The organism is Bacillus sp. SSR7, from assembly GCF_055902415.1.
In genome coordinates, this window is the sequence record NZ_JBVVXV010000003.1 from 341707 (window position 1) to 366716 (window position 25010).

The 25010-nt window shown below is 34.2% G+C and carries 26 protein-coding genes, 2 pseudogenes and 1 riboswitch; of the genes and pseudogenes, 5 read left to right on the top strand and 23 right to left on the bottom strand.

Features of this window, described 5'->3' with window-relative positions:
* Nucleotides 1-168 precede the first annotated feature (168 nt).
* From nrdF to AC0NJG_RS09140, 6 genes and pseudogenes are all read right to left on the bottom strand, one after another.
* Entirely contained in the window at nt 169-1137 is a 969-nt protein-coding gene (gene nrdF, locus AC0NJG_RS09115; RefSeq protein ID WP_001203021.1) for a class 1b ribonucleoside-diphosphate reductase subunit beta, read from the bottom strand.
* A gap of 81 nt (nt 1138-1218) precedes the next feature.
* The gene (locus tag AC0NJG_RS09120) at nt 1219-2169 is read right to left on the bottom strand and encodes a ribonucleotide reductase large subunit (RefSeq protein WP_074543497.1); all 951 of its coding nucleotides are present in this window, start codon (nt 2167-2169) and stop codon (nt 1219-1221) included.
* A gap of 382 nt (nt 2170-2551) precedes the next feature.
* Nucleotides 2552-3679: pseudogene (locus AC0NJG_RS09125) on the bottom strand (ribonucleotide reductase N-terminal alpha domain-containing protein); the annotation flags it as partial.
* On the bottom strand, nt 3666-4025 hold the full coding sequence (nrdI, locus tag AC0NJG_RS09130) for a class Ib ribonucleoside-diphosphate reductase assembly flavoprotein NrdI (protein WP_000959450.1): 360 nt from the start codon (nt 4023-4025) through the stop codon (nt 3666-3668). The gene nrdI and the pseudogene AC0NJG_RS09125, both read right to left, overlap by 14 nt.
* A gap of 476 nt (nt 4026-4501) precedes the next feature.
* Nucleotides 4502-4819: a hypothetical protein gene (locus AC0NJG_RS09135; RefSeq protein WP_074602820.1), complete on the bottom strand. Its 318-nt coding sequence runs from the start codon at nt 4817-4819 to the stop codon at nt 4502-4504.
* A 25-nt stretch (nt 4820-4844) separates the two neighbouring features.
* Complete coding sequence (locus tag AC0NJG_RS09140) at nt 4845-5039, bottom strand: abortive phage infection protein (RefSeq protein WP_098639323.1); 195 nt, start codon at nt 5037-5039, stop codon at nt 4845-4847.
* Nucleotides 5040-5284: 245 nt separating this feature from the next.
* On the opposite strand from AC0NJG_RS09140, the gene AC0NJG_RS09145 reads away from it, so the two are divergent.
* A complete protein-coding gene (locus AC0NJG_RS09145) occupies nt 5285-5863 on the top strand; it encodes a GNAT family N-acetyltransferase (protein WP_087951765.1) in 579 nt (192 codons plus the stop codon).
* Between the two features lie 35 nt (nt 5864-5898).
* Here the strand turns inward: AC0NJG_RS09145 and AC0NJG_RS09150 are convergent, their stop codons facing one another.
* Complete coding sequence (locus AC0NJG_RS09150) at nt 5899-6501, bottom strand: histidine phosphatase family protein (protein ID WP_087951764.1); 603 nt, start codon at nt 6499-6501, stop codon at nt 5899-5901.
* Nucleotides 6502-6589: 88 nt separating this feature from the next.
* Complete coding sequence (locus AC0NJG_RS09155; RefSeq protein WP_087951944.1) at nt 6590-6745, bottom strand: hypothetical protein; 156 nt, start codon at nt 6743-6745, stop codon at nt 6590-6592.
* 261 nt (nt 6746-7006) lie between these two features.
* Between AC0NJG_RS09155 and AC0NJG_RS09160 the strand changes: the two genes are divergently transcribed.
* Nucleotides 7007-7192 carry a YkvS family protein gene (locus AC0NJG_RS09160; RefSeq protein ID WP_001165081.1) on the top strand — a complete coding sequence of 62 codons (186 nt, stop codon included), beginning with the start codon at nt 7007-7009 and terminating at the stop codon, nt 7190-7192.
* 55 nt (nt 7193-7247) lie between these two features.
* On the opposite strand, the gene queF is transcribed toward AC0NJG_RS09160, so the two are convergent.
* The 4 genes from queF to queC are packed head-to-tail and all read right to left on the bottom strand — an operon-like array spanning nt 7248 to nt 9626.
* Nucleotides 7248-7745 (bottom strand): preQ(1) synthase, encoded by a 498-nt coding sequence (queF, locus tag AC0NJG_RS09165; RefSeq protein ID WP_000918895.1) that lies wholly within the window; start codon nt 7743-7745, stop codon nt 7248-7250.
* An 18-nt stretch (nt 7746-7763) separates the two neighbouring features.
* Complete coding sequence (queE, locus tag AC0NJG_RS09170; RefSeq protein WP_000036279.1) at nt 7764-8480, bottom strand: 7-carboxy-7-deazaguanine synthase QueE; 717 nt, start codon at nt 8478-8480, stop codon at nt 7764-7766.
* Nucleotides 8473-8964, bottom strand: a complete 492-nt coding sequence (gene queD, locus AC0NJG_RS09175) for a 6-carboxytetrahydropterin synthase QueD (protein WP_000368413.1) — start codon at nt 8962-8964, stop codon at nt 8473-8475. Before queD ends, queE begins: the two co-directional genes overlap by 8 nt.
* Nucleotides 8964-9626 (bottom strand): 7-cyano-7-deazaguanine synthase QueC, encoded by a 663-nt coding sequence (gene queC, locus AC0NJG_RS09180; protein ID WP_087951763.1) that lies wholly within the window; start codon nt 9624-9626, stop codon nt 8964-8966. The genes queD and queC overlap by 1 nt, the downstream gene beginning before the upstream one ends.
* A 93-nt stretch (nt 9627-9719) precedes the next feature.
* Nucleotides 9720-9763: riboswitch (PreQ1 riboswitch) on the bottom strand.
* Nucleotides 9764-9970: 207 nt separating this feature from the next.
* On the opposite strand from queC, the gene kinB reads away from it, so the two are divergent.
* Nucleotides 9971-11179 carry a sporulation sensor histidine kinase KinB gene (gene kinB / locus AC0NJG_RS09185; protein WP_087951762.1) on the top strand — a complete coding sequence of 403 codons (1209 nt, stop codon included), beginning with the start codon at nt 9971-9973 and terminating at the stop codon, nt 11177-11179.
* Between the two features lie 11 nt (nt 11180-11190).
* On the opposite strand, the gene AC0NJG_RS09190 is transcribed toward kinB, so the two are convergent.
* The 4 genes from AC0NJG_RS09190 to AC0NJG_RS09205 all read right to left on the bottom strand — a co-directional run bounded on the left by AC0NJG_RS09190 (nt 11191) and on the right by AC0NJG_RS09205 (nt 14380).
* On the bottom strand, nt 11191-11307 hold the full coding sequence (locus tag AC0NJG_RS09190) for a DUF6254 family protein (RefSeq protein WP_000038254.1): 117 nt from the start codon (nt 11305-11307) through the stop codon (nt 11191-11193).
* A 99-nt stretch (nt 11308-11406) separates the two neighbouring features.
* Nucleotides 11407-11940: a DinB family protein gene (locus AC0NJG_RS09195; RefSeq protein WP_000941965.1), complete on the bottom strand. Its 534-nt coding sequence runs from the start codon at nt 11938-11940 to the stop codon at nt 11407-11409.
* Between the two features lie 138 nt (nt 11941-12078).
* Complete coding sequence (locus AC0NJG_RS09200; protein ID WP_087951761.1) at nt 12079-13773, bottom strand: M3 family oligoendopeptidase; 1695 nt, start codon at nt 13771-13773, stop codon at nt 12079-12081.
* 160 nt (nt 13774-13933) lie between these two features.
* Nucleotides 13934-14380, bottom strand: coding sequence for a MarR family winged helix-turn-helix transcriptional regulator (locus AC0NJG_RS09205; RefSeq protein WP_087951760.1), 447 nt, complete (start codon nt 14378-14380; stop codon nt 13934-13936).
* A gap of 190 nt (nt 14381-14570) precedes the next feature.
* On the opposite strand from AC0NJG_RS09205, the gene AC0NJG_RS09210 reads away from it, so the two are divergent.
* Complete coding sequence (locus AC0NJG_RS09210) at nt 14571-16067, top strand: DUF3149 domain-containing protein (protein ID WP_474062995.1); 1497 nt, start codon at nt 14571-14573, stop codon at nt 16065-16067.
* A gap of 29 nt (nt 16068-16096) precedes the next feature.
* Here AC0NJG_RS09210 and AC0NJG_RS09215 read toward each other — a convergent pair whose 3' ends face one another.
* Complete coding sequence (locus AC0NJG_RS09215; RefSeq protein ID WP_000495532.1) at nt 16097-16378, bottom strand: aspartyl-phosphate phosphatase Spo0E family protein; 282 nt, start codon at nt 16376-16378, stop codon at nt 16097-16099.
* Nucleotides 16379-16716: 338 nt separating this feature from the next.
* Here AC0NJG_RS09215 and AC0NJG_RS09220 point away from each other — a divergent pair, with 338 nt between their 5' ends.
* Nucleotides 16717-17487 carry a divergent polysaccharide deacetylase family protein gene (locus tag AC0NJG_RS09220; RefSeq protein ID WP_001234128.1) on the top strand — a complete coding sequence of 257 codons (771 nt, stop codon included), beginning with the start codon at nt 16717-16719 and terminating at the stop codon, nt 17485-17487.
* 67 nt (nt 17488-17554) lie between these two features.
* Here the strand turns inward: AC0NJG_RS09220 and cbpA are convergent, their stop codons facing one another.
* From cbpA to phnW, 6 genes and pseudogenes are all read right to left on the bottom strand, one after another.
* On the bottom strand, nt 17555-18178 hold the full coding sequence (cbpA, locus tag AC0NJG_RS09225) for a cyclic di-AMP binding protein CbpA (RefSeq protein WP_087951758.1): 624 nt from the start codon (nt 18176-18178) through the stop codon (nt 17555-17557).
* Nucleotides 18179-18303: 125 nt separating this feature from the next.
* Nucleotides 18304-18933, bottom strand: coding sequence for a class II aldolase/adducin family protein (locus AC0NJG_RS09230; RefSeq protein WP_087951757.1), 630 nt, complete (start codon nt 18931-18933; stop codon nt 18304-18306).
* A gap of 248 nt (nt 18934-19181) precedes the next feature.
* Complete coding sequence (locus AC0NJG_RS09235; protein ID WP_474062996.1) at nt 19182-21482, bottom strand: NEAT domain-containing leucine-rich repeat protein; 2301 nt, start codon at nt 21480-21482, stop codon at nt 19182-19184.
* 413 nt (nt 21483-21895) lie between these two features.
* Nucleotides 21896-22677, bottom strand: a pseudogene (locus AC0NJG_RS09240) (DeoR/GlpR family DNA-binding transcription regulator).
* Nucleotides 22678-22717: 40 nt separating this feature from the next.
* Nucleotides 22718-23902 (bottom strand): saccharopine dehydrogenase family protein, encoded by a 1185-nt coding sequence (locus AC0NJG_RS09245; protein WP_087994472.1) that lies wholly within the window; start codon nt 23900-23902, stop codon nt 22718-22720.
* Nucleotides 23899-24996: a 2-aminoethylphosphonate--pyruvate transaminase gene (gene phnW / locus AC0NJG_RS09250; protein WP_087994473.1), complete on the bottom strand. Its 1098-nt coding sequence runs from the start codon at nt 24994-24996 to the stop codon at nt 23899-23901. The genes AC0NJG_RS09245 and phnW overlap by 4 nt, the downstream gene beginning before the upstream one ends.
* Nucleotides 24997-25010: the final 14 nt, after the last annotated feature.

Below are 25010 nucleotides of genomic sequence, written 5' to 3' on the forward strand. Positions count from 1 at the left end.
CAAAAAGATTGTAAATACCCATTTACTTACAAAAAAATTCTATCCATTAACCGGATAGAATTTTTCAAACAAAAATCGTTATACAAAAATAATAGTGTTATGTAAACAAAATCATAAAGAAAAGCTATCTTATTCATTGATAAGACAGCTTTTCTTTATGATCATATATTAAAAATTAAACACGAAGTCATCGTCAGATAACTTTTCAACGTTCGTTGCTTTTACGTAACCATTTCCTTTTACAGAGAAGAAATCATGGTTTTTCGTATCTGTACGTAAACCATTTAAAACGATTGGGTTAATTTCTTCTTCTTCAAACTTCGGCTCAAGTCCTAAGTTCATAAGTCCTTTATTCGCATTGTAACGAACGAAACGATTTACATCCTCTACAAGACCGATAGAAGTGTAAATTTCTTCTGTGTATGCCATTTCAATTTCATATAGTTCCATTAATAACTCTTGCGTTTCTTTTTGCACTTCTTGTTGATCTTCTGCAGAAAGTTCCGCGAAGATTTGTTGTGCTAAAATACCGACGAATACGCCGTGAATTGACTCATCACGAATTATTAAGTTAATAATCTCACCACTTGCCGTCAGTTTACCTTGACCAGCTAAGTAAAGCGGATAGAAGAATCCACTATAGAATAAGTAACTTTCTAAGAACACACTTGCTACCATTGCCATGTATAACTCTTTTTTCGTCACTTCAGGTTTTAATAAACGACGATAGTAACTCGTAATAATACCAGCCTTTTTCTCAAGTAACGGATGAGTATCTACCCAGTCAAAAATCTCATCGATTTCTTCTTCAGTAGCTAACGTCGTGAAAATATGACTGTAACTCTTCGCATGTACTTCTTCCATTGCACCCATGAAAGCTAATACACTTTTCGCTTGTAAATTTTCAAGGTGAACAAGTACAAGTGGCATCCCTTCGCCGCCTTGTTTCGTATCTAAAAGTGTTAAACCACCTAATACACGCTTATAAGCAACCTGCTCTTCTTTTGATAATTGCGCCCAAGTATTTTTGTCAGAAGACACTGCGATTTCTTCTTCTGTCCAAAACTGAGCGATGTTTTGCTTCCAAAACATTAAACTAAAATCATCTTCTTTTTTGTTCCAGTTTACCGCACGCATTCAATCGCCCCTTCTCTAAATATGATAACTAAGCATGAGCAGGGTTCAGAAAACCCTGCTCATCATGTCTCACTTTTTATATTAAACGGTACAAGCCACACACTCTTCCACGCTTAATTTACGCGTTCTCGTATAATACAGACTCTTTAAGCCTTTTTTATGTGCATAGATGTAGTAACGTGCTAATTCACGTGTTGAAATATCACTATTAACGTAAAGAATTGTACTAATCCCTTGGTCAATATGTTCTTGAATTTCTGCGATTAAATCAATTAATTTAAACTGATTCATATCGTAAGAAGATTTATAGTACCAGAACGTATCTTTTGATAAATACGGCATTGGATAATATGTTGTCGCATTCGCATACGTTCTTGATTCGATTTGACTTACGATCGGCATTACGCTTGAAGTTGCATTTTGAACGTAACTGATTGATTGTGTCGGAGCAATTGCAAGACGATATGAGTTGTATAAACCATTCTTCTGCACTTGCTCTTTTAAACTTGTCCAATCTTCTTTTGTTGGAATATGAATTCCTTCAAATAATTGCTGAACTTTTTCAGTTACTGGGCTGTAATCTGTCGTTTCATACTTTTCAAAGTATGTGCCATTCGCATAATCAGATTTATCGAAGTCTTTAAATGTTTCGCCTTTTTCTTTAGCGATTTCCATACTTTTCTCAATAGAGTAGTAATTTAACATCATAAAGAATGTACGAGCGAACTCTTTCGCTTCTGCACTTTCATAAGCGATTTTATTTTTTGCTAAATATCCGTGTAAGTTCATTGCGCCAAGTCCAACGGAATGAAGCTCATCATTAGCTTTTTTCACAGTTGGTGCATTCGGAATGATTGTCATATCAGAAACAGCTGTTAAAGCTTCCATTCCCGCATGAACCGCTTCACGAATTTCTTTGTTTTCCATTACATTTACGATATTTAACGATCCTAAGTTACAGTTAATATCACGACGGATAATGTCATCTGTACCGTAATCATTTATTTCAGAAGTTTCTTGAAGCTGGAAGATTTCTGTCTCGAATGTTCAACCGAGTTCGCTACTCCTCAGCCCGTTGCTCATGCAACTGCTGTATGTCACCATACAGGACAGACTATATCATCACCTACAGCATTACCTGATTAGGTGCTCCGCTTTTCGAACGCCAATCGCTTGCGCTCTACTCCCATAAGGGATAGTCGTTAGGCTTTTACTTATCTTAATCTTTCAGAAAGTCTCTTATTACTTTATGTTGTCCCATAACTCTGCTATACAAAATAATAAGATACATTCTGAACTTTTATATTTTCATTCTAAGATAAGATTTAGCACGGTAGGTTACCTCAAATTTGAGGCTTTCCCCGTTTAACGGAGTTTTCGACTAGCATTTCTACTAGAAGGTGCTACATATTTAACACAAGTTCGACATCTTCACAGTTCCAATATCCTTCAATGGATGTTGGTTATTTGCATTTGATTTAAACATTAAGTACGGATAACCAGACTCAAGCTGAATCATAGCAATTTTAATAAGCATATCACGTGCACTAATATCTAGCGGCTTCTTCTTCACTTTAGGATTGCTCATTAATTCATCGTACATTTCATCGATATCAATATCATCTAAATGCTTTCCGTATTCTTTATACACTGTATAAGGCGCGAAAACATGGAAAGGTTCGTTTTTCTCAGCAAGCTCAAAGAACTTGCTTGGAACGATAATTCCGATTGATAGAGACTGAATACGGCTCTTCTCATCGGCATTTATTTTTTTCGTATCAAGGAATTCAATAATATCCCAATGGAAAATGTTTAAGTATACTGCGCCAGCACCTTTTCGTTGGCCAAGTTGATTCGCATATGAAAACGAATCTTCAAGTAATTTCATAACAGGTACTACACCACTTGCAGCGTTGTCGATACCTTTAATTTGCTCACCGCGTGCGCGTAGCTTAGATAAGTTTAAAGCTACTCCTCCGCCGATTTTTGATAATTGCATTGCAGTATTAATGTTAAAGCCAATTGAATTTAAGCTATCATCCATCTCTAACAAGAAACAAGACACCATTTCTCCTCTTCTGCTTCTTCCCGCATTTAAAAAGGTTGGTGTCGCTGGTTGGTAGTTTTGTTTGACAATCATGCTTGCGAATTGTTTTGCCTTCGCAACATCACCGCGTCCTAAGTATAATGACACAATTGCTACACGATCTTCATAGCTTTCTAAGTATTGTTTTTGATCATTTGTTTTTAACGCATAATCTTTGTAGAACTTAGATGCTGCCATATAAGATTGGAACTCGAAGTTTTCACCATAAGCGATGTTATATACCTCTTCTACTTCCTCCAAGTTATACTCGTCCAGAACGTTGTAATAGTAATCATGTTCTTTCATATACTCCATTCGCTCTGCCACGCTATTAAAATGAACGGTATTCTCTCTAGCTTCTTCCATAAAGACTTCTAATGCCTCTTTATCTTTATGAAGCTGATAAAAACCGTCCTGCATTTGCGTGATTTCATTATTCAGTTCAATGTGTCGCAATCTCCCGCACCCTTTCCTTAAAATATTCTACATCGTTATTTGTTCCTGATAACTCAAATTTTGATACAATAGGCACTTCATATTTAGCAGAAATTTTGTCAGCACTTGCACCGAACATGTCTCCCCAGTTACGATTGCCGCTTGCAGATACGCCTTTTAATTTTTCATTATTGCGCTCTAAAAATTCTAAAACACGTTCTGGTACATTGCCAAAACCTGTTGTATACGTAATTAAAATAAAGTCTTCATCTATTACTAGATCTTCACCAATTTGAACGGCCGGCATATTTAATTTGTGAATGAAACGCTTCACGTTTCCTGTCATAGAATCATATGCAACTAACATTTCCGACCCTCCCTTTTCAATCTATACTCTCTGTATGTTGTTTCTTGATTTCTCTATATATTGTATTACGTTTCAAAATAAGACACAAGATATATGTATAAATTCTTTCTTTTTTTAACTTTTACTTTTCGACAAGACCGTCGATTTTTTTCAATACAATGACTATGAAACAACATTCTAAAACTCATGTCAATAAAGTGCTTTTCAAAAAAGTTGTCAACGAATTTAACCTTATTTTTAAAAAAGTTAACAATATATTTTGTCATAAAACGGCAAATGCTGGAGGAATATATTTCTCCAGCATCACGCAAAAAAGAACAGACATGAAACGATAATCTGTTCTAAAAAACGATTACATTTATCAACTTTACTTTATTAAATATTATACATATACTTTCAGTTCGCGTTACATACTAAAAGATAACTATTATAGAAAAAGATTATTATTATGGAAATTCAACTTATTTATGAAAAGATTATTCAGAGTGCTCAATACGCACAATATCTTTTACAAATATATGATGCGGATTTTCATCTTTATCAATCATTGTACATACAGGAGCTTCTTCATCAAAGTACACAATCATTCCTTCAACGTACTGATATGTATGTTGAACTTGTACAGTTACTTTAATTTCTACAGCCTCTTCATATGCTCTTTTTATTTTCTGAAGCATTTTTGCCGAACACTTTCGTTTCTCTGGATACATGACCATCCCCATAAATCGATTTCCGGCTCTATCTTTCCACATATAATCCCAATGCGGCAATATGCCTTGTTTAAAATCGCCCATAAGTCTCCTCCCTATATTCTTTTAGTTACGAACGTGGCGTTTCTGAATATGTATAAATGACCTGTCCGCCGCGCTGTGCGTTACCAATGAAATATTTAAAGTCTTCTCGATTTACTAAAACTTCTCTGAACGTATAAAATACATCTTTCGTAACAACATACTCCTTTATTTCACCATTTTTCAGCTGATCCAAAATTGTATTTGCTAATTCTTTATCCATGTATTTCACCTCTATGCAATATTTTATTTTATCTTATATTCTATAGGTCAACAACTGTAAAATTATCCAGATGCTATACCTTCATTTCATTTTCATTATTTTTCAAAAAAGATCTCTTTAGTAGATGTCCACTAAATATCATATACTAACATAGCTACTTCTCTATATCAAACATTTCGACATTCAATTATGCAAAATTCCATACCACTATGCTACAATATATAAATAGAACTAGGAGGGATACTATGATTCGGAAAGCAAAAAAGACAGATGCGAAACTGGTAGCACCTTTATTGTATAACGCTCTGCACGAAATTGCTGAAAAAATCACAGGTAGCACAGTTGAGACAGAAGTATTACTAGGACTTGAAACATGGTTCTCAAAAGAGAGAAATCGACTGAGCTATGAAAACTGTTTTGTATATGAGCAAGACGGGGGTGCAGTTGGAGTTATTGTCGCTTATCACGGTAGTGAAGCAACAATGCTTGATGCACCAATTGTACATCACTTAAGAGAATTACATAAAGATGAATCAATTATGTTAGAAAAAGAAGCCGAGCTTGATGAATATTACATTGATACCTTATCCGTTTCAAGTGCATATGGTGGAAAAGGAATTGGTTCTAAATTGATTGAAGCTGCTGAAATACATGCAACTGAAAAAGAGTATGAGAAAATCGCATTACTTGTTAATTTAGAAAACAAACGTGCCTATTCACTATACGAAAAACTAGGTTATAAAAAAGATCAAATCGTTATGCTTGTAGGCGAACCTTACGCACATCTCGTAAAACCATTAAACATCAAAATTTCTATATCTTAAAAAGAAAGCACACGACTTATATAAATCGTGTGCTTTTATGTTAAATTCGTATTCAATATATTTCCATTCATAGCCTCATGAAACGTATATGTTGTACATCCCCATGGCTCTCTGTGCAAAATAGGAGAACCAGACCATCCCATCGCTCTCAGTTCGGCACCAATCATTACATTCACATAATTATGCCCTACAAGAGCAATACTTCCATGTACGAGAGCATAACGATGTAATAAGTAAGCCGCTTGTCTTGCCCTCTCTCTTACTTCCTTATAAGACTCCACACCTTTATGGTAACCAAGTATCCATAATGTTCGTCCGATAAACATCCATACGTCAGGTTTACACTTCAACCATTTTGGAGCATAAAAACTCGTCGGAACTTCCGCTTCCCTAAATAGAGTATTTTGCATAAAAGATAAAGAATCCGTTAATTCAGCTGCTGACTGTACAGCACACCTTTGATCACTCGTTACAATCAATTTTGCCGCTTCAACCGCTTCCCTTGTTTCCGTTGGTATAGGTGCTTTTTCTGTTATAGTATGTAAGTCATATCCTTTCATCCATTCACGAAAGGATGTAACCGTCATTGGTTCTATAGTACGGTCTAAGCGACCATGACGAATAAAAGAAATCTTCATTCTTTCCACTCTCCATTCATCACTTACGAACTCTATTATGTACTATTTTTACATATCATACCACGCAAAAAAAGAAAGTTATACAACTTTACATATCCCCGCCACTCTCATGTGTGATCCCAGCATGTATCCCATCCATCCCATCAAAATATGTAGTCATTTCATGATGACGAATCTTTTTTAAATGTATATAAGAAAATACAAATAAAGTTAATGCTATAACACTCCCCACAAATTCAAACATCATTTTACCGCCTCTAATTTCTCCCACTTTAGTAGGTTCTTGTACATTTTTATTATACCCCTATATAAAGATGTCTGCATTTAAACCTTTCTTTTTTTCTAATAACATGACATTCTTGGATATTTTCTTACAAAAAGTGAATATTTTTCGATTTTTTACTTTGAAAACATTTACAAAACAGGAAACATAGTTCAAAATAAAGGAAAATAAAAAATCCCAAATTATTCTTTTTTGGAAAAACTGTAACAAGGAGAGTTGCTTATGCAGATCGCAGAAACTGGAGATATCATTGAATTTAAAGGTGGAATGCAAGGCCGTGTTCAAAAAGTAAATCAAAACTCCGTTATTGTAGATATAACAATTATGGAGAATTTTAGAGAACTAGATATGGAACCTCTTACAGTTGTTAGTCATAAAAACTATACTGTCATTAATCAAAATGCATAATATAATAGAAAGAAAGGATCTGTATGTTATACAGATCCTTTCTTTCTATTATACATTAACGATTATCAATTGTTTCTGGATATAAATCATGGTTCATCATGCGGTAGTCCGCCATTTGTTCATACTTCGTTCCTGGGCGACCGTAGTTGCAGTAAGGATCAATGGAAATCCCTCCACGTGGTGTGAATTTACCCCATACCTCGATGTAACGTGGATCCATTAATTTAATTAAGTCATTCATAATAACATTCATACAATCTTCGTGGAAGTCACCATGATTGCGGAAACTAAATAAATATAGTTTTAAAGATTTACTCTCTACCATTCTTTGTTCTGGAATATAGCTAATATAAATTGTTGCAAAATCCGGTTGGCCTGTTTTCGGACATAAGCTTGTAAATTCAGGGCAATTGAATTTAACAAAGTAATCACGGTTTGGATGATTATTATCAAATACCTCTAAAATTTCTGGACTATATTCAAATAAATATTTTGTATTTTGATTTCCTAATAATGTTACATCTTTTAAATCTTCATCTAATCTTCCTGCCATTTTAAACATCCCTTCTCATTATACTCCGCGTTTATTTCCCCATACTAACGCATGAAGCTGCGGCAATACTTTTGCATTATTCATTTCTTTACGATTAACTGCTTTTTCAATTAACCACTCATACTTATCTAATAGCTTTTTAATCAACATCGCATCATCCACAGTTTTTGTATCATCATTTCCTACTTGTAAGAAAAATGGTACATGTGGATAACGTTCGTGCATCTTAACTGCATACTCGAAATCATAATCGTCAAATACTACTACCTTTAAACTAATATCTTTTCCTGCTAGTTTCTGAATCATAGCATCTAACTTCTGAAAATCAGTTTTCATTGTCGAACTTGGTGGTTTTGGAGAAATCGTTATCTCATCAATTTGAAGTAACCAATCTTGCCATTTACTCCCTTGCGTTTCGATTGCTGTTCGCATTCCATTCTCTTTTAATATAGAAAGAAGAAACTCAATATTTTTCAGCAATGCCGGATTTCCACCTGAAATCGTAACATGAGAAAAATTTTCGCCGCCAATTTCTACAAGCTCATTCCAAACGTCTTCCGCTGTCATCTGTCTAATTTGATCTTTAGCAGATCCATCCCACGTAAAAGCAGAATCACACCAAGCACAGCTATAATCACAGCCAGCTGTACGGATAAACATCGTCTTTTGTCCTACAACCATTCCTTCACCTTGAATAGTCGGACCAAATATTTCTAAGACAGGGATTTTACTCATCGAGCATCCACTCCCGTCTTACTTCTGCATAACTAGTCGGAGTCTCAAATAGACGAACGAATTCAACACGAGCTCCTTTATATTCATTCACACGATTATCTTTTGTTAACGCTTCTGCCATCTTTTCATAAATCCAAACGACCATATTTTCAGCAGTTGTATTCATCGCTGGTAACGTTTCGTTTAAATAACGATGGTCTAAATAAATTTCTATTTCATTCTTCCAAATTTCTTTTATATCTCCAAAGTCAATTGCAAGACCGATTTCATTTACATATCCACTAATCCCAAATACAACTTTATATGTGTGACCATGTAAGTTTTTACATTTCCCTTCATAACAGTGTAAATGGTGTGCTGCATCAAATGTAAATTCCTTGCTGACCATTACTCTTTTATTATGATATTTAAGCTGTTTACGCTGAATATCCTTGTCCATTTTTTGCAAATTTTCTACAATGCGAAATCCAAAGAAATTATCCATTAGTTACTCGCTCCTTCGCGTTCTTGTAGGTACGTATCTAATCCTGCTTTACGAAGTTGACATGCTGGACATTCACCGCAACCATCACCAATGATTCCGTTATAACATGTTAATGTTTTTTCTCGAACAAACTCGAATGCTCCAAGTTCATCTGATAATTTCCATGTTTCCGCTTTATCAATCCACATAAGTGGTGTATGAATCACAAACGGATAATCCATGGATAAATTTAAAGTAACGTTTAACGATTTCACAAACACGTCACGGCAATCTGGATAACCACTAAAATCAGTTTCACATACACCCGTTACAATATGACGTGCTCCAACTTGTTTTGCTAATACAGCAGCAAATGATAAGAATAGTAAATTTCGTCCATCTACAAAAGTCGACGGCAATTCACCTTCTTCATGTGTAATCTCCATATCCGTTCTCGTTAACGCATTTGGAGCAAGTTGATTCAATAGACTCATATCTAGTACCGTATGTTTAATTCCTAGCTCTTTTGCAATTTCCGCTGCACAATCAATTTCTAATTTATGACGTTGATTGTAATTAAACGTTACAGCCTCTACTTCTGCAAACTGCTGCATTGCCCAAAATAAACATGTCGTACTATCTTGTCCTCCACTAAAAACAACAACTGCCTTTTCTTTTTTCATTTCACTCATTCTCCTTCTCTACTACGAATAAGAAGAAAGAACGTTCTTGAACTGTCACAATAAAAAAACAAAACAATACCTAATGATATTGTTGTTTCCATAGTTTTTTATAGAGGGAGTTCGCGAACCTCTCCCGTGCATTACACGGAATTCCTTCTTTCATTGACAAAGCTTATTGTAACATATTGTATGCTACCAGAAAAAATTTCTGATTTTTCCGCTATTTCTCATTTCATTTCTTGCATTTTATAGTATGATTAATCTAATGTGAGAAGAGAGGAGGCATCCCACTGAAACCCTTTATTATTTATCTCTTTTTAAATATATTATTCATCCTTGTTACAATGCTCGTATACCATTTATTTTGGAATCAAAAAGGGAAACGTTCTCCTAAATTAAATTCAACTATATTTATTACATTATGTTGCCTCGCTACCATACTATGTATCACTTTCGGAGCAAAAACAAATTATGGATTTCAATTTGATATGCGTCATATCGTATTAATTGTCGGTACATTAACAGGAGGTCCTATTGCCGGTGGATCTATATTAGTTGTACTAAATATATATCGCTTCTTATTAGGAGGAATAGGTGTTTTCCCATCGCTTATCGGTTCTATCCTTCTATTTATTGTCCTACTATTTACATATAAAGTTTTCAATCGAACCTCTAATCGTATAAAAGTAGCACTTGCTATTATCTACAGTCTCACATACGGATTGAGTTGGATACCTTTCTTCCTTTCAAAGGTTACAAATAAGACTGATTATATACCACATATTATTGTGTATGAGTTATGTACGATACTTGGTACGATACTTATTTTATATTTACTACACATATTACAAACTCAAGTTCGTCTTCAAAACGAACTTATGAATGCTGAAAAGTTTCATTTAATTGGCGAAATGGCAGCATCCATCTCTCATGAGATTCGCAATCCGTTAACTTCAACAAAAGGATTTTTACAACTTTTGCAGTCAGATACATGCACTGAGCAAGAGCGAAAATTATATATTGACATAGCCATCAATGGAATCGAACAAGCAAATCACGTTCTTACAGATTATTTAACCTTTGCAAAACCAAGTATTGAAAAAGAACAAACATTACAGTTAGAAGAAGAACTACTGCATGCATTATCGTTAATTACACCGCTTGCTAATTTAACAAATGTGCGTACACATTATATAAAGCAAAGTACTTCTTTTTTTATCGCGGGAGAAAAACAAAAACTAAATCAATGTTTGTTAAATATTTTAAAAAACTGCATTGAGGCCATGCCAAAAGGCGGTGATCTTTATTTCACATTAGTTCCTGATCATAAGCATATTCAATTGTATATAAAAGATACAGGAGTTGGTATGGATCAAGAACAAGTAAAACGCCTTGGATCCCCTTTCTACTCAACAAAAGAAAAAGGTACTGGTCTTGGAATGATGGTCGTATTCAGTGTTATTCAAGCTATGAATGGAAAAATTGATATTATAAGTGAAAAAGGTACAGGTACAACCTTCTTATTAACTTTTCCACTCATACAAAAAACGTGATGAAATACTCATCACGTTTTTTCTGTTCCTTCAACTAATTCAGCAAAAGCTTTCACTTTGCCATGTGGTTTTTGATTTTCTTTACGTGCTTTCCATGCGCGCTCTTCTTCTTTCTTTTTCTTGGACATACTTTTCAACTCCTTCTTATCTTTCTCCATGTAGTATTCCAAAATAAGAAAGAAAACTATACACGTATGAAAAAGAAGTGGTCTCCCACTTCCTTCTGATTATCGTTGCAAAATTGCGTGTTTCGCCTCTTTTAACTGCGTAAGATGTCTTTGTTCATGCAAATCAAGAAATTGAACCCATTGATACAAATTCAAATCATTAAAAACAGGATGCTTTAATCCATTTTCAAATAGATCTTTTTCATCTAAAACACTATGAAGCGTGTGTAATAGTTCTTGTCGTGAATGTTCTAGTAATTGAATTCCTTGCTGTTTTTTCATTAGCGTTTCTGTTGGTTTCATTTGCTGAGGAGCTTCTCGTTTATGCGTGCGATCCAGCGTAAGTTGGAGGTCTTTAAATGGAGTCGTGTTTCTTTCATTTTTTTGTAAAGCATATGCAAGGGCAGACGTAACAGATTGTTCAACTAAATGCAAGTGATGCAAAATTTGAATAATACTCCATTTATCACGACGTGGCTTTACATTCACTTCTGTATCATTTAACATTTCAATTTCTGATAATAGCGTGCTTCGGGTAGACTGTAATGAGTTCACCAAACTTTCTAAACTCACATCCATATTAGATTGAAGCATACTTCTTTCCCCCCTTTTGTTGGTGAAAAGAGGTGCTCCTTATTAGAAACACCCCTTTAGTATTCTGAATTTTCTTTTATTATCTCATCATTTTCTTGTTATGTCGATGTTAAACATGTGAAAAAAAGCGCATGTTTTTTACAATTTTGTGTCGTCAATTGCATGTAGCCATGCTTCAATTTCTGTAATAACACTTTTCACACAGCCTTCAGCAAATGGTGATGTTAAATTTGCAACTTCTACTAATTCCAAGAATGATTTACTTCCACCTTGTTGGCACAGATTCACATAATCTTCCCACGCCTCTTGTCTATTATCTCTTGCACGTTTCCAAAATTGCAGTGCACAAATTTGTGCTAACGTGTAGTCAATATAGTAGAACGGCGAGCTATAAATATGTCCTTGACGTTGCCAGAATCCACCGCGCTCTAAATAATCATTATCTTCATAATCGCGATGCGGTAAATACTTTTTCTCTATATTACGCCATGCAGTCTTACGCTCTTCTGGTGTTGCTTCAGGATTTTCATATACATAATGTTGATACTCATCAACAGATACACCATACGGTAAAAACAGAAGTGCTGAACTTAAGTGAGAGAAGTAATATTTATCTGCATCTTCTTTAAAGAATAGCTTCATCCATGGCCATGTGAAGAATTCCATACTCATAGAGTGAATTTCACACGCTTCATATGTTGGCCAATTGTATTCTGGAATTTCAAATTTACGACTTTCGTATACTTGGAAAGCATGGCCCGCTTCATGTGTTAATACGTCAATATCACCAGACGTTCCGTTAAAATTTGAGAAGATAAACGGCGCTTTATAATTCTCAATATATGTACAATATCCACCGCCAGCTTTTCCTTTTTTCGCAACTAAATCTAATAAATCATTATCTAACATGAAATTGAAAAATTCATCTGTTTCAGCCGATAACTCTTTATACATCGTTTTTCCATGATTAACAATCCAATCCGCATCTCCTTTTGGAGTTGGATTACCTGTAGGGAATTCAAAGTTTTCGTCGTAATATGCTAACTTCTCTACACCGATACGTGCTTGTTGTCGTTTTCTTAATTCCGTTGTAACAGGAACGATATAATCTAGCACTTGCTGACGATAATTCGCTACCATTTCTGCATTATAATCAGTACGGTACATTCTTGCATATCCAAGTTCAACAAAGTTTTTGAAACCTAAAGATTTGGCGATTTTCGTTCTCACTTTAACAAGCTCGTCATAAATACGATCTAACTCTTCTTCATTCTCAGCTAAAAATCCGTAATACGCCTCACTTGCTGCTTTACGTTCACTTCTCTCTTTCCCTTGCATAAATGGAATAAGCTGTGATAACGTTCTTTCTTCTCCTGCAAAATCAATTTTTGCAGATGCTAATAACTGTGTATATTGTGAAGACAATTTATTCTCTAATTGTAAATCTTTCACGACTTCATCAGAATATGTTTTTAAATCACACTCCGCAAGAGCAAATAATTGCTTCCCATAATACGCCTCTAATTCTTCGCGGAATGGAGAATGAATTAACGCATGATAATACTTTGTACCATACCCTTGTACAACTGGAGAGAATTCATCAAAGAAATCTTGTTCTTCCTTATAAAAAGCATCTGTCGTATCGACAGAATGACGAATGTAACAAAGATTCCCCATTGTACCAAAATCGTTGCGAATTTCGTTAATTGAATGAATAACTTGTTTTTGTTCTTCCGCAGTTTTCGCATTATCAAACTTCTCTAAAGCAACAGTAAACTTCTCTTTTAATTCTTCAATATTTGGCCTTTTATATTCATAGTCTTTAAATGACATGAACGAGCCTCCTCTCCATTATATGCATCCTTACTATAATTCAATGCTTACTTACAAATCTCCTTTTATTCTTCAGCAAAATACAACATATACTGCCAACATTACATGTAAACAAAAAAGCTTTGGATTTCTTTATCCAAAGCTCCTTTGGAACATATTATTACTTTTCATACTTTCCAATCTTTTTTAATAGATCCAGTAATTCGTCCTTTTCCTCTTTCGTTAACATTTCAAAAGACTGATGTATAACTTGTTCATGCCCTGGAAAAATAGAAGCAATAAAGTTCTCCCCAGCCTCAGTTAATTGTGCATAAATAACACGTCTGTCATTCGGACACGGAATTCTTTTTACTAGTCCCTTTTTCTCTAGCTTATCCACAACATATGTAATGCTGCCACTAGCTATTAAAATACGCTCACCAATTTGCTGAAGTGGTTGACCGCCTTTATGATATAGCAGTTCTAATACAGCAAACTCAGTTGGATTTAAACCGTTACTTTGTATCGACTTATTTGTAGTATCCATAACAGAACGATGTACACGAGATAATGCAATAAATACTTTTAAAGATTGAGAAATATCTTCTCGTTCATTATTTGATGTCATACAACTTTCAACCCTTCACTTAAATTCTCAGTAATAAAAAGAACAACATAGTACTTCATATAAATTCCGAATGAGTATTCACTCATTCATTACCTCTCCCCAAATATATTATGAATGATTCTTGAATAAAAACATGACAATTTTAACATAGTTTATATATAATGATAATAAAAAAGAAGGAGTACCAAATTTGAAATTCAAATTCCACAGCATAGTTTTATATATATTGCTTGTTATCCTACCAACAATAGGGATTGGTGCTACATTTTATTCATATCATTCGTATAAAATGAAACAAGAAAATAAACAAGTTGCCCATACGGTTCTCTTTTTATATAGAGACTATTTAGATCACCACCTTGGCGAAGCAATTTCTGCCCTAGAAATGCTCGCAAAGGTCGTAGGAACCGAGACTGGAAATATTAATGGGATGAAAGAAATTGTACATGATACAGATGGAAACGATGCACGTTTTTCTGGTCTATATTACGCTACACCAGAAGGTATCATTACAATCGCATCGGAAGGTGACCGACCACCTGTTGATGTCTCAGATCGTAAATATATTCAAAACGCATTACAAACTAAGAAAACAACTGTATCATCCGTCATTACAGATCGTGTTCTTGGCCATCAAGCTATTATGATTGCTTCTCCCATTTTTAATAAACAGAAGGAGCTCTCAGGCTTATTGTTAGCAAGTTTACGCTTTGACTACATTTCATCATCTTTAAATGCCATTAAGCCACAATACCATTTTGAAGTAACTGATAAGTATGATGTAGTTTTTCTAACCGATGATAATAACGAAACAAGTGATGCGCATTCTAATATGCTTACTACTCCACTCCAAAGATTAGATTGGAAGGTCTCTGTTTCTCCGTTACCTATTCATCAAAAAACTTTAAACCAGTGGGTTGCCGTAGAATGTATAGCTACTTTATTTTTAATGTCAATTTTATTTTTACTCGCTCAATATATGTTGTTAAAACGACAAACAAAACTGGAAAGACAACAAAATGAACTACAAAAAATTGAATTAGTTGGAACTTTTGCAGCTAGTACAGCCCACGAAATCCGTAATCCACTTACCGGAATTAAAGGGCTCGTCGCTCTATTGAAAGAGAAATATAAAGATGAACAAGATCAGTTCTATTTTTCCATCATCGAACAAGAAATAGAGCGAATTAATGAAATTGTAAGTGAATTTCTTATTCTTGGAAAGCCAACTGCAATCATTGAACAAACATATGATGTGAGAACCATTCTAAATGAGGTAGCATTAATTATTCAATCTGAGGCGAATCTACATAATATTGTATTCCATTTACATTTGCCAGACCGTCCTGTTCATATCCGGTGCTCAAAAGACCATATGAAACAAGTGGTTTTAAACATTACAAAAAATGCAATTGAAGCTATGACTTCTGGCGATACACTAACTATTTTCATAACAAACAATGAAACACACGCACAATTGCAAATTACAGATACTGGAAAAGGGATTCCAAAACATATTCAAAAACACCTCTTTCATCCGTTCTTTACTAATAAAGATACTGGAACAGGTCTTGGACTTGTCATATGTAAACGAATTGTAGAGATGTACAACGGGCATATTTTTATTAACAGTATAGAAAACGAAGGAACGACAGTTCATATCGAAATTCCGTTACACATAGTATAATTATCCTTATCCCTAAAGGATAATTATACTTATTTCATAAAACCAGCCACAAGCATTCGCCAAAAATTACTTGATTTCCCTTCATACCCAATTTGAAAAATAGGTACCTTTATAATTGATAACCATTTTGGTGTTTGTTTTTCTTTATAACACTGGTACTGTAAAATAAGCTTGTCCAATTCTTGACTCACTTGAATCGTCTCCATACTATTTAACCCACTCGTTAAACCTAATTGAATCATCTCTTCACGTTTCATATGAATATCACGTGAAAGCTTTTCTAGTGTGTACTTCCTTTTTACAGTAAACATTCATATCCCCCTTATTATACTTCCATGCTCTCTACTTCACTTCTCCATCGGACTTTTAACTGCTTAATCATATTTGAATTTGAAGAATCAGAAAATTTAACATTTTCTCCCTGTAATTTACAAATCTTTACCCTCACTTTGAGAATTATTACAAATTATTCTATCTTTGTAAATACATTCGCAATAATAGACAATTTTTTCATCTTCTTTTTTTACAAACACCAATTAAATAGCGGATTCTCTATTTTCCATATACTCTTCTTCGACATTTTTTGTTTAATTTATATAAAAAAGCAAATCATAATGATGATTAATAATTATAGAAAGGAACTATTTATATGCGCAAATATACGATTGCATTGCTGATTTTGACTATGTTCTTGCCATCCTTCTTGTTTCCTGTTCAAGCCAAGGCCCATACAAACAAAGTAGCTATTGTCATTGATGACTTCGGCAATAATATGAAGGGGACTGATAAAATGTTATCACTTCCTATTCCACTAACTGTTGCTGTTATGCCTTTTCTTCCTTCCACAAAGGAAGATGCGATAGCGGCTCATAAGAAAGGACACGAAGTTATTATACATATGCCAATGGAACCGATTAAAGGTAAAAAAGAATGGCTTGGACCAAAAGCAATTACAACTGATTTAAGCGACGAAGAAATAAACAACCGACTCGAACAAGCGATTCAAGAAGTACCACATGCAATTGGGATGAATAATCATATGGGATCAAAAGTGACTGCGGACGAAAGAATTGTACGACTTATACTTGCAGCTTGTAAAAAACACGGTTTATTTTATTTAGATAGCAAAACAAATCCTAAGAGTGTCGTCCCAAAAATCGGGAAAGAATTAGGAGTGCCAATTATTGAAAATCAATTATTTTTTGATGACGTGTACACAGCGGCACATATTTCAAAACAAGCCCAATTACTCATTAAAAAACTTCAAGAAAAACCGATTATGGTAGCTATCGGACACGTTGGGCCTCCAGGTGAAATTACATCACGTGTTATAGAAACCTCTATTCCTAAAATTCGTGAACATGCAGATTTTATTTTTTTATCCGATTTAGCATTATCTCCGCCTCCTGTTTCAAAATAAGATTCATGACTCAAACTAAAAAAGAGAGCAATCTGCATATAGCAAATTGCTCCCTTTCCTTTTCATCTTAAATATAATCTACATGACTCACCCTGAATCCTTTTTTCTCTATTTTTTCGATTAATTGCTTTAATCTTTTTTCATTTAACTCATCTGTTATATTGACAATAACGCGGCGAATATATTGATCGCCGTTATCTAGCGTAAATAGTCCACCGATATGAAATGCTTTCAACAATGTCCCAAGTTCTTTAATCGTTCCCTTACAATCTTGTGTTGCAATTGTTAATATATAACCACCCGTCCGCATACCAAATGAATCCTCAATAACATCAAATACATTGGAATGAGTTAAGATGCCAACAAATTCATTATAATCATTTAATACAGCTAAAAACGGAAGACGACGAATAACATAAAATGCTCTGAAAAAAGAGTCCTTTTCAAAAATAAATGCAGTGGAATCTTCTAGCATATGTTCCGTTCTTAATTCCTCTAATCCACCATTACACTTCTTTTCTAAAAGATCCACTTTATAAATAATCCCCATGAATTTCTTTTCATCTTCTGCTAATACAGGGATTGCTCGAAATCCCGTTTCATTCATAATTTGCAGAGCCTTCTTACCTGAATCGTTCATTTTGCAAAATGTTACTTGCTGTTTTGGCAGAAAATGATATTTAACTCGCAAAATATGTTCCTCCTTACATGTCAACATGTAATCTATATATAATAAGGAGACCTATATTTTATGAGTAAAATTATTTTTAAAACGCTTTCATTTACTTATTGACTTGTAACGACATCACAAACATTTCATATAACAGAGCTCTTTGCACCTTTTATCATTAACAATTTTACATGGTAGTTCATTAAATATTCTATACCCTCCAACCATTTTTTCGCTTCTTCTGGAGTTTTTCCCCACACAATCATGCCATAATTATGAACGAGAACTACTCCTCCACCTTCAATAAAATTCGGCACATTATTCTCTAATAAATCAGCGAATCTTTTCTCATCTTCTACAATGGGAATTGTCATTTCTGTTATACCTTCTTTTCCAAAAACACGTTCCACGGTACGTTTATCGAATGTTACTTCCCCTTCTTCTCCATACAACTCTGATATTAAATGACTATCTACAGTCTGTACTTGTAAAATACATTCTGCACTACTTTTTTTATAAATATCTGCATGCATAAATGATTCCGCAGCTGGTTTTTCTTCATTTTCAAATACTGGTTCACACATACAGTTTACAACAATAAAATCTTCTTCTGAAAATAACCCTTTATCCCTTCCCTCAACGTTTACTAAAAAAGTTAACGGCTCTTTTGACGTACAGAGTGATAAACTAATTTTTGTACCATAAAACCAATCACGAAGTGCTAGTTCAGATTTCACATCTTTTAATTCATTCCATTTCTTTAGAAAAAATAACATTTCGTCACCCCCGGCGTAATATTCATATAATGTTCGAATCCTTTCTATGTAAAAGGAGTATTTTTTGATTATTCTAAAAATTTAATTGAATTATCACATGAGAATGCCTTTTTGTCAATATAGTTTCACAGCTCTTCTTTAAAATGGGCCATTCATATATCTATACTCCTGTCTATTGACTACTTCATTTTATACATAAAAAATACGTTATTCTTTTTCAATCAAAGAATAACGTATTTTCTCATCTTTTATTTCGTTATTGTGTTATATAAGAACTGTGCATATTGTTCACGTGTTACAAAATCATCACCTAAAAAGTTTCCTTTTCCATCACCTCTTGATATGTTATTATCCGCTAACGCTTTCACATATCCTTCTGCCCAATGACCAGTTGGTACATCATTAAAGTTCATTTTATTATTTTCATCTTCTTTTAACTGAAATACTTTATATAATACTACAGACATTTCGTATCGAGCTAATACTCCATCTGGACGAAACTCACCAGTACCATCTCCTTGCATAATTCCAGCTTGCGCAACTGTAGCAATATCTTGTTCAAACATATGCCCTTTCGTATCTGTAAACCTCTCTTTCTGCTCTACTTTATTTTCTAATTTCAAGTACCTTTGTACTAAAGACGCAACTTGTCCACGGGTAATACGATCCCCAAATCCAAATTGTCCATTTCCATATCCCTTGAAAATATTTTCTTTCGCTAAATAGTTAATTGCTTCTTCTGACCAGTGTCCTTTTGGTACATCTTTAAATTCTACTGCTTCTACTTTTTCATCTTCTTTAGAAGTGTTATCTCCTTGGCTTTCTACCACATTTTGAATTACAGATCCTGTGAAGAAGATTCCTGTATCCGCAAATGGATCTTTCACACCAAATTCGTATATTTTCTCGCCTGATGTACTCCATTTAACTGCATCATTACTATACGTACCACCTTCGCTCTTCAAACGAATTTTTGTAGAAATTTTACCATCTTTTTCGTATATAGGTACTTTTACTTCTTTATTTACTTCTGTTTCCTCTAAAAATACTTTTTGATTTTGAACATTGATGTAGGCTGTTTTACTTAGTTCTATCACTGGTCGAACATCACGAATTTCATTTGCAGCAAAACTTAAGAATACTAACTTTTTCAAATTGCTAGCTGGTGTTAAGTCTGAAATATAATTCGCTTCTAAATCAAGCTTTTGTAATTTTACTAGACTTGATAATGGAGTAATATCCTTTAACTCATTGTTAGGTAAGTGTAATTGTTTTAACTGTGTCATCTTACTTAGAGGAGTAACATCTTTTATTTCATTTTTCCCGATCCACAATTCTTCTAATTGCTTCATTTGCTCAATACCAGATAAATCTTTTACTTTATTACGTGTTAATACTAAGTCTTTTAAAGGTAATGAATATAACGGTTTAATATCTTCAATTTGATTACCTGCTAAAGTTAAGTATGTTACATTTTTCAACGCGCTTAATGGCGCAACATTGGTAATTTTATTATTTGCTAAATTCAAGTAATCTAGTTGTTCCATTTTCGCTAATGCTGTTACATCTTCTATTTGGTTGCCTGATAAATATAAACTTTTTACATTTTTCATTTCAATTAGTGGTGCAACGTTCGTAATTTTATTATTACTTAAATCAAGAGAATCTAAATTATCCATCTTAACAAGTGGTGTTACATCTGAAAATTCATTACCACGTAAAGCTAAATGTTTCAATTGTTTTAAGGTCGTAAAGAATGATGGATCTTTTATCTTCGCATTCGCAACTGTTAAAGATTTTAAATTTGGCATATATTTTAATGCACTATAATCCAGTATCTCATTCGTATTTAAAAACAAGTCCTTTACTTGTAATAACTCTTCTTTCGTGATTGGTGTATTTAAATCTTTTCTATTAAATACTTTTTTATTAACAAGCTCTCTTAATTTGTTATCTGTTATCATATTTTGATTATCAATTGGATTATCCGTTTCCGTATTGCCTGAATTAGAGTTATCATCTGGTTTCTCTGTTTCTTTGTCACCTACAGTTGGATCTTTAATTTCAAATTGAACTTGATATTTGTGATCATATCCAATAGCCGGAATAAGTATATGCATTTGCATATTGTGCTTCTTCTCAAACTCGCCAATTTCAAATTGAACTACTTTCGTTCCATTCTTCCTCTTATCTTCTGACAAAACTTTTACATCATGGAATACGCCAGGTTGGTTTTTATCCTCTATTCTAAGGTATTGAAAATAATCGCTATCTTGCATTGTTACAGTTACAATTTTTTTTCCGTCCGCAATCGTTACTTTAGGATCTTTTATATATTGAGAAACCATAGATGGCTCGTCTTTTTGGTCCTTATATATTTTAATCTCAGTATCGTATGTACGTTCACTAGCTGCCGCCACCGATTGGTTTGCTTCAATTTTTATTGCTGCTAACGCTGGAGTAGAGTATGCAGCAAATGGAATTGCTAATGTTGTCGCTACTACTAGCGCCTTCATATAATTTTTTTTCAAAATAATATCCCCTATCATATATAATTTTTATAATTGATAAATGTTATCAATTATACACAAATAAATGATAATGAATCTCATTATCATTGTCAACGAGAATATTACATTAAATTTATATTTTTAAAGGTGAAAAATAAAAAAGCCCTTTATTCAAAGAGCTTTTTTACCTATCGTATGAAGAATTTCATTTTTTTCCTTCTCATTGATGACACCGATTTTTTGCAAAATATTCGCGTACAATACAAGTTTATTATATATTCGTTCTGACATGTTCTCCCTTCTTTCCTTCGACCAACTTTTTTTATATTGGTAAATTATATGAAAGAGATGCGAAAATGTGTCCACTTTTTTTGCATAAATACAAATCTTTTATCCCGCTATTTGCAAGCAGTAAAACTCCCACCTCACAATCAGGTGGGAGTTCCACGTATTTAACAAATTGTCCATTGAATATTATGCCTTTTAACTTCCTCTTCAAAACTATAGGGCATTTTCTTATCACAAATTACATGTTGAATGCGCGAAAACGCTGCTATTCGGTAATTTCCTTTTACGCCTACCTTTGTATGATCACATAAAATATATGTTTTCTCTGCTAATTTCATCATCGCTTCTGACAGTTTCGCCTTTTCTAATTCAAAACTAGAAACTCCAAAACCAGGTAATAATCCATCAATCGAAACAAATGCTTTATGAAAATGAAATTGCTGAATGACTTGCTGCGAAATAGATCCTGATACGCGTGAATGTTTTGAAGATACTTTTCCACCAATAAATAAAACTTCACCGTGAAACATCTTTTATTAATAGAAGAAATTAATTGTGTCGCTACTGGAAATGAACTTGTTACAATGGTTAAATTTTTGCGATGTACAAGATATGGTACCATTTGAAGTGGTGTACTTCCGTCATCAATCGCAATCACATCTCCATCTTCTACAAATGTTGCTGCTTTATACCCAATTCGCTTCTTCTCTTCTATATGTAGCATCTCTCGTTCTAACATTGGTGCCTCTATTCCAGCTCCCGGAAGTTGGACGGCTCCACCATACACTTTCTTCAACTTCTTTTCACGATCTAATTCTTCTAAATAACGACGAATCGTCTCTGTTGATACAGCAAACTCTCTCGCTAATTCTGAAACTTTTACCTTCCCTTTAAACTCTACCTTCTCAAGAATGGTTCGCTTTCTTTCTTCACCTACTACAGACATAACCTCACCCCATTGATTTCTACCTCATACACTGCCTTACCTATACAAAGTTATAACTTTCCTTTTCAACGAAAACTTCCTCGTGAATATGAATACCACGCTTTTTTAGTTCATCAAAAATAATTTGTGGTTTGACAAAAGCTTCCTCGGGTGTCACAACACCAACTTTATTTACATTCCCTTTTGCGATTAACTCTGTAGCAATCCCAAATGGAATACCGACGTTTCTCGTATAAGCTCTTAATTTTTCCCATCCTACAACAGATCCATCAGATAACGGGTGTGTATGATATAATACGCGTCTTTGTTTCTCATTATTTTTCATACCTATTACTTCTACATGAAGTGCATAACCGTAAATCTCTGTTTCTTGTCCTTCTTTCGATTGCAATAAATACTTCGCAATACAATCCATTATGCCGATTTCTTTTCCATTTATTTCAACTGGATCATTACGCAATATACCGTAATCATACAATGCACGTACGAGCTGCATATTTTGCTTTGGCCAAGTTCCTCTCGTCTCTATTAGTTTAACGCCTTTATTTTCTAATGCTTTTGCTAACGTAATCGTTTCAGAATGCGGTATGATATACTGCGTTTCCTTACCATAAGGCGCCGGTAATTCAATTTCTCTCGGACGCGCAAACGGAGGTACTTGCTTAAACTCACCATCTTCATACACTGTACGCGATGGTAAATGTGGATCATATTCATATGTCGTTGTTTCTGTAATGGATGCAGAAAAAGCAATGGGACGATATGAACCATGACTTACACGAACTGACTCTACAGTATGTAACTGATTTGCTGCATGCATCGCCATCATTTGCGTTACACCTGGCGTCATACCAAACCCAGGTAAACATGTTTTTCCGTTTTGAACAAATATAAAATGCGAATCATTTTCTTCACCAAATCCATTTAAATTCACACCGTGACAACCTGCTTCTGCAATACATCGAGTAGATAACCCATTTAACTTAATTGTTGTACCATCCATTACAATGTCATAGCCCTTCATTTTTGCAACCGTATCCTCATGATTCGTTACATCTACTTTCACAAAATTAACGCGAGGATCGTTGAGCCATTCTACTACTTTAAGCCCCTCTTCTTCGTTAAAATCTGCTACTGTAATCGTCTCAAAAGATGAAAATTGCACTAAATCTAAAATTGCTTCACGACAAATTTTTCCTGCTCCACCTAAGCAAAATACTTTCAACCTATAACAACCCCTTTAGCGATACTATCAACTAAGCGATTAATATCTGCCTCATGTACATCACCGATATTTCCAATGCGAAATGTATCTACTTTTGAAATTTTACCTGGATATATAACAAATCCATCACGTTTTAATTCATTGTATAATTGCTCAAAATCAAACCATTCTTCTGGATAAATGAAAGATGTAATAATAGGCGATTGATATTTTTCATCTACTAGTGGCTTAAATCCGATTTCTCTCATTCGATTCACTAATAGTTTTTGATTGTTATCATATCGATTGTAACGTGCTTTTACTCCGCCCTCTTTTTCTAATTCAAGTAGTGCTTGGTAAAAAGCGTGTACAACATGTGTAGGTGATGTAAAACGCCATTTTCCATTTTTATTTTCCATCGTTTCCCATTGATCGTATAAATCTAAAGATAATGAACGTGCCTGCCCTTTACATTTCAACAATTCATCGCGCTTTGCAATAACAAATCCGAACCCTGGAACCCCTTGAATACATTTATTCGCACTACTAATTAGAAAGTCAATTTGCAACTCAGCGATATCTATTTCAATACCACCAAAACTACTCATTGCATCAACTATTGTTACTTTTCCGTATTGCTTCCCTAATTTACATACGTCTACAATTGGATTAATAATGCCTGTCGTTGTTTCACAATGAACAACTGCAATATGTGTAATCTCTTTATCTTGTTGTAATATCTTTTCTACTTCTACAATATTAGTAGGCTCCCACTCTTCTGTTTGACTGACCACCACATCTATATGTAACATCTCTGCCATTTGTACAATTCGCTTACCGTACGCACCATTTGTACAAACAAGCAACTTTCCATTTTTAGGAATAACAGAACCAATTACTGCTTCAACTGAAAACGTACCACTTCCTTGCATAAGAACAGTCGTATATTTCTCTTCTTCCTTCGTTGCTAACGATACAAGTTTAGCTCTTACATCTTGCACCATTGTGTTATATTCAACATCCCAAGTACACCAATCGTATAGCATAACTTCTTTTACTGTTTTTGTTGTCGTTAATGGTCCTGGCGTTAATAATAAGTAGTGATTTTCAGTCATGATCCTCTTCCCCT

Excerpts from the sequence above, each read along its gene's own strand:
- AC0NJG_RS09215 (WP_000495532.1), bottom strand. The coding sequence starts at position 16,378 with ATGTTTACTGTAAAAAGGAAGTACACACTAGAAAAGCTTTCACGTGAT.
- nrdF (WP_001203021.1), bottom strand. The coding sequence starts at position 1,137 with ATGCGTGCGGTAAACTGGAACAAAAAAGAAGATGATTTTAGTTTAATG.
- AC0NJG_RS09230 (WP_087951757.1), bottom strand. The coding sequence starts at position 18,933 with ATGTTATTTTTTCTAAAGAAATGGAATGAATTAAAAGATGTGAAATCT.
- queF (WP_000918895.1), bottom strand. The coding sequence starts at position 7,745 with ATGGCAGGAAGATTAGATGAAGATTTAAAAGATGTAACATTATTAGGA.
- queD (WP_000368413.1), bottom strand. The coding sequence starts at position 8,964 with ATGGATAATTTCTTTGGATTTCGCATTGTAGAAAATTTGCAAAAAATG.
- nrdI (WP_000959450.1), bottom strand. The coding sequence starts at position 4,025 with ATGTTAGTTGCATATGATTCTATGACAGGAAACGTGAAGCGTTTCATT.
- queC (WP_087951763.1), bottom strand. The coding sequence starts at position 9,626 with ATGAAAAAAGAAAAGGCAGTTGTTGTTTTTAGTGGAGGACAAGATAGT.
- AC0NJG_RS09160 (WP_001165081.1), top strand. The coding sequence starts at position 7,007 with ATGCAGATCGCAGAAACTGGAGATATCATTGAATTTAAAGGTGGAATG.
- AC0NJG_RS09145 (WP_087951765.1), top strand. The coding sequence starts at position 5,285 with ATGATTCGGAAAGCAAAAAAGACAGATGCGAAACTGGTAGCACCTTTA.
- AC0NJG_RS09190 (WP_000038254.1), bottom strand. The coding sequence starts at position 11,307 with ATGTCCAAGAAAAAGAAAGAAGAAGAGCGCGCATGGAAAGCACGTAAA.
- phnW (WP_087994473.1), bottom strand. The coding sequence starts at position 24,996 with ATGACTGAAAATCACTACTTATTATTAACGCCAGGACCATTAACGACA.
- AC0NJG_RS09220 (WP_001234128.1), top strand. The coding sequence starts at position 16,717 with ATGCGCAAATATACGATTGCATTGCTGATTTTGACTATGTTCTTGCCA.
- AC0NJG_RS09140 (WP_098639323.1), bottom strand. The coding sequence starts at position 5,039 with ATGGATAAAGAATTAGCAAATACAATTTTGGATCAGCTGAAAAATGGT.
- AC0NJG_RS09205 (WP_087951760.1), bottom strand. The coding sequence starts at position 14,380 with ATGACATCAAATAATGAACGAGAAGATATTTCTCAATCTTTAAAAGTA.
- AC0NJG_RS09200 (WP_087951761.1), bottom strand. The coding sequence starts at position 13,773 with ATGTCATTTAAAGACTATGAATATAAAAGGCCAAATATTGAAGAATTA.
- AC0NJG_RS09150 (WP_087951764.1), bottom strand. The coding sequence starts at position 6,501 with ATGAAGATTTCTTTTATTCGTCATGGTCGCTTAGACCGTACTATAGAA.
- AC0NJG_RS09235 (WP_474062996.1), bottom strand. The coding sequence starts at position 21,482 with ATGATAGGGGATATTATTTTGAAAAAAAATTATATGAAGGCGCTAGTA.
- kinB (WP_087951762.1), top strand. The coding sequence starts at position 9,971 with ATGCTCGTATACCATTTATTTTGGAATCAAAAAGGGAAACGTTCTCCT.
- queE (WP_000036279.1), bottom strand. The coding sequence starts at position 8,480 with ATGAGTAAAATCCCTGTCTTAGAAATATTTGGTCCGACTATTCAAGGT.
- AC0NJG_RS09155 (WP_087951944.1), bottom strand. The coding sequence starts at position 6,745 with ATGTTTGAATTTGTGGGGAGTGTTATAGCATTAACTTTATTTGTATTT.
- AC0NJG_RS09195 (WP_000941965.1), bottom strand. The coding sequence starts at position 11,940 with ATGCTTCAATCTAATATGGATGTGAGTTTAGAAAGTTTGGTGAACTCA.
- AC0NJG_RS09135 (WP_074602820.1), bottom strand. The coding sequence starts at position 4,819 with ATGGGCGATTTTAAACAAGGCATATTGCCGCATTGGGATTATATGTGG.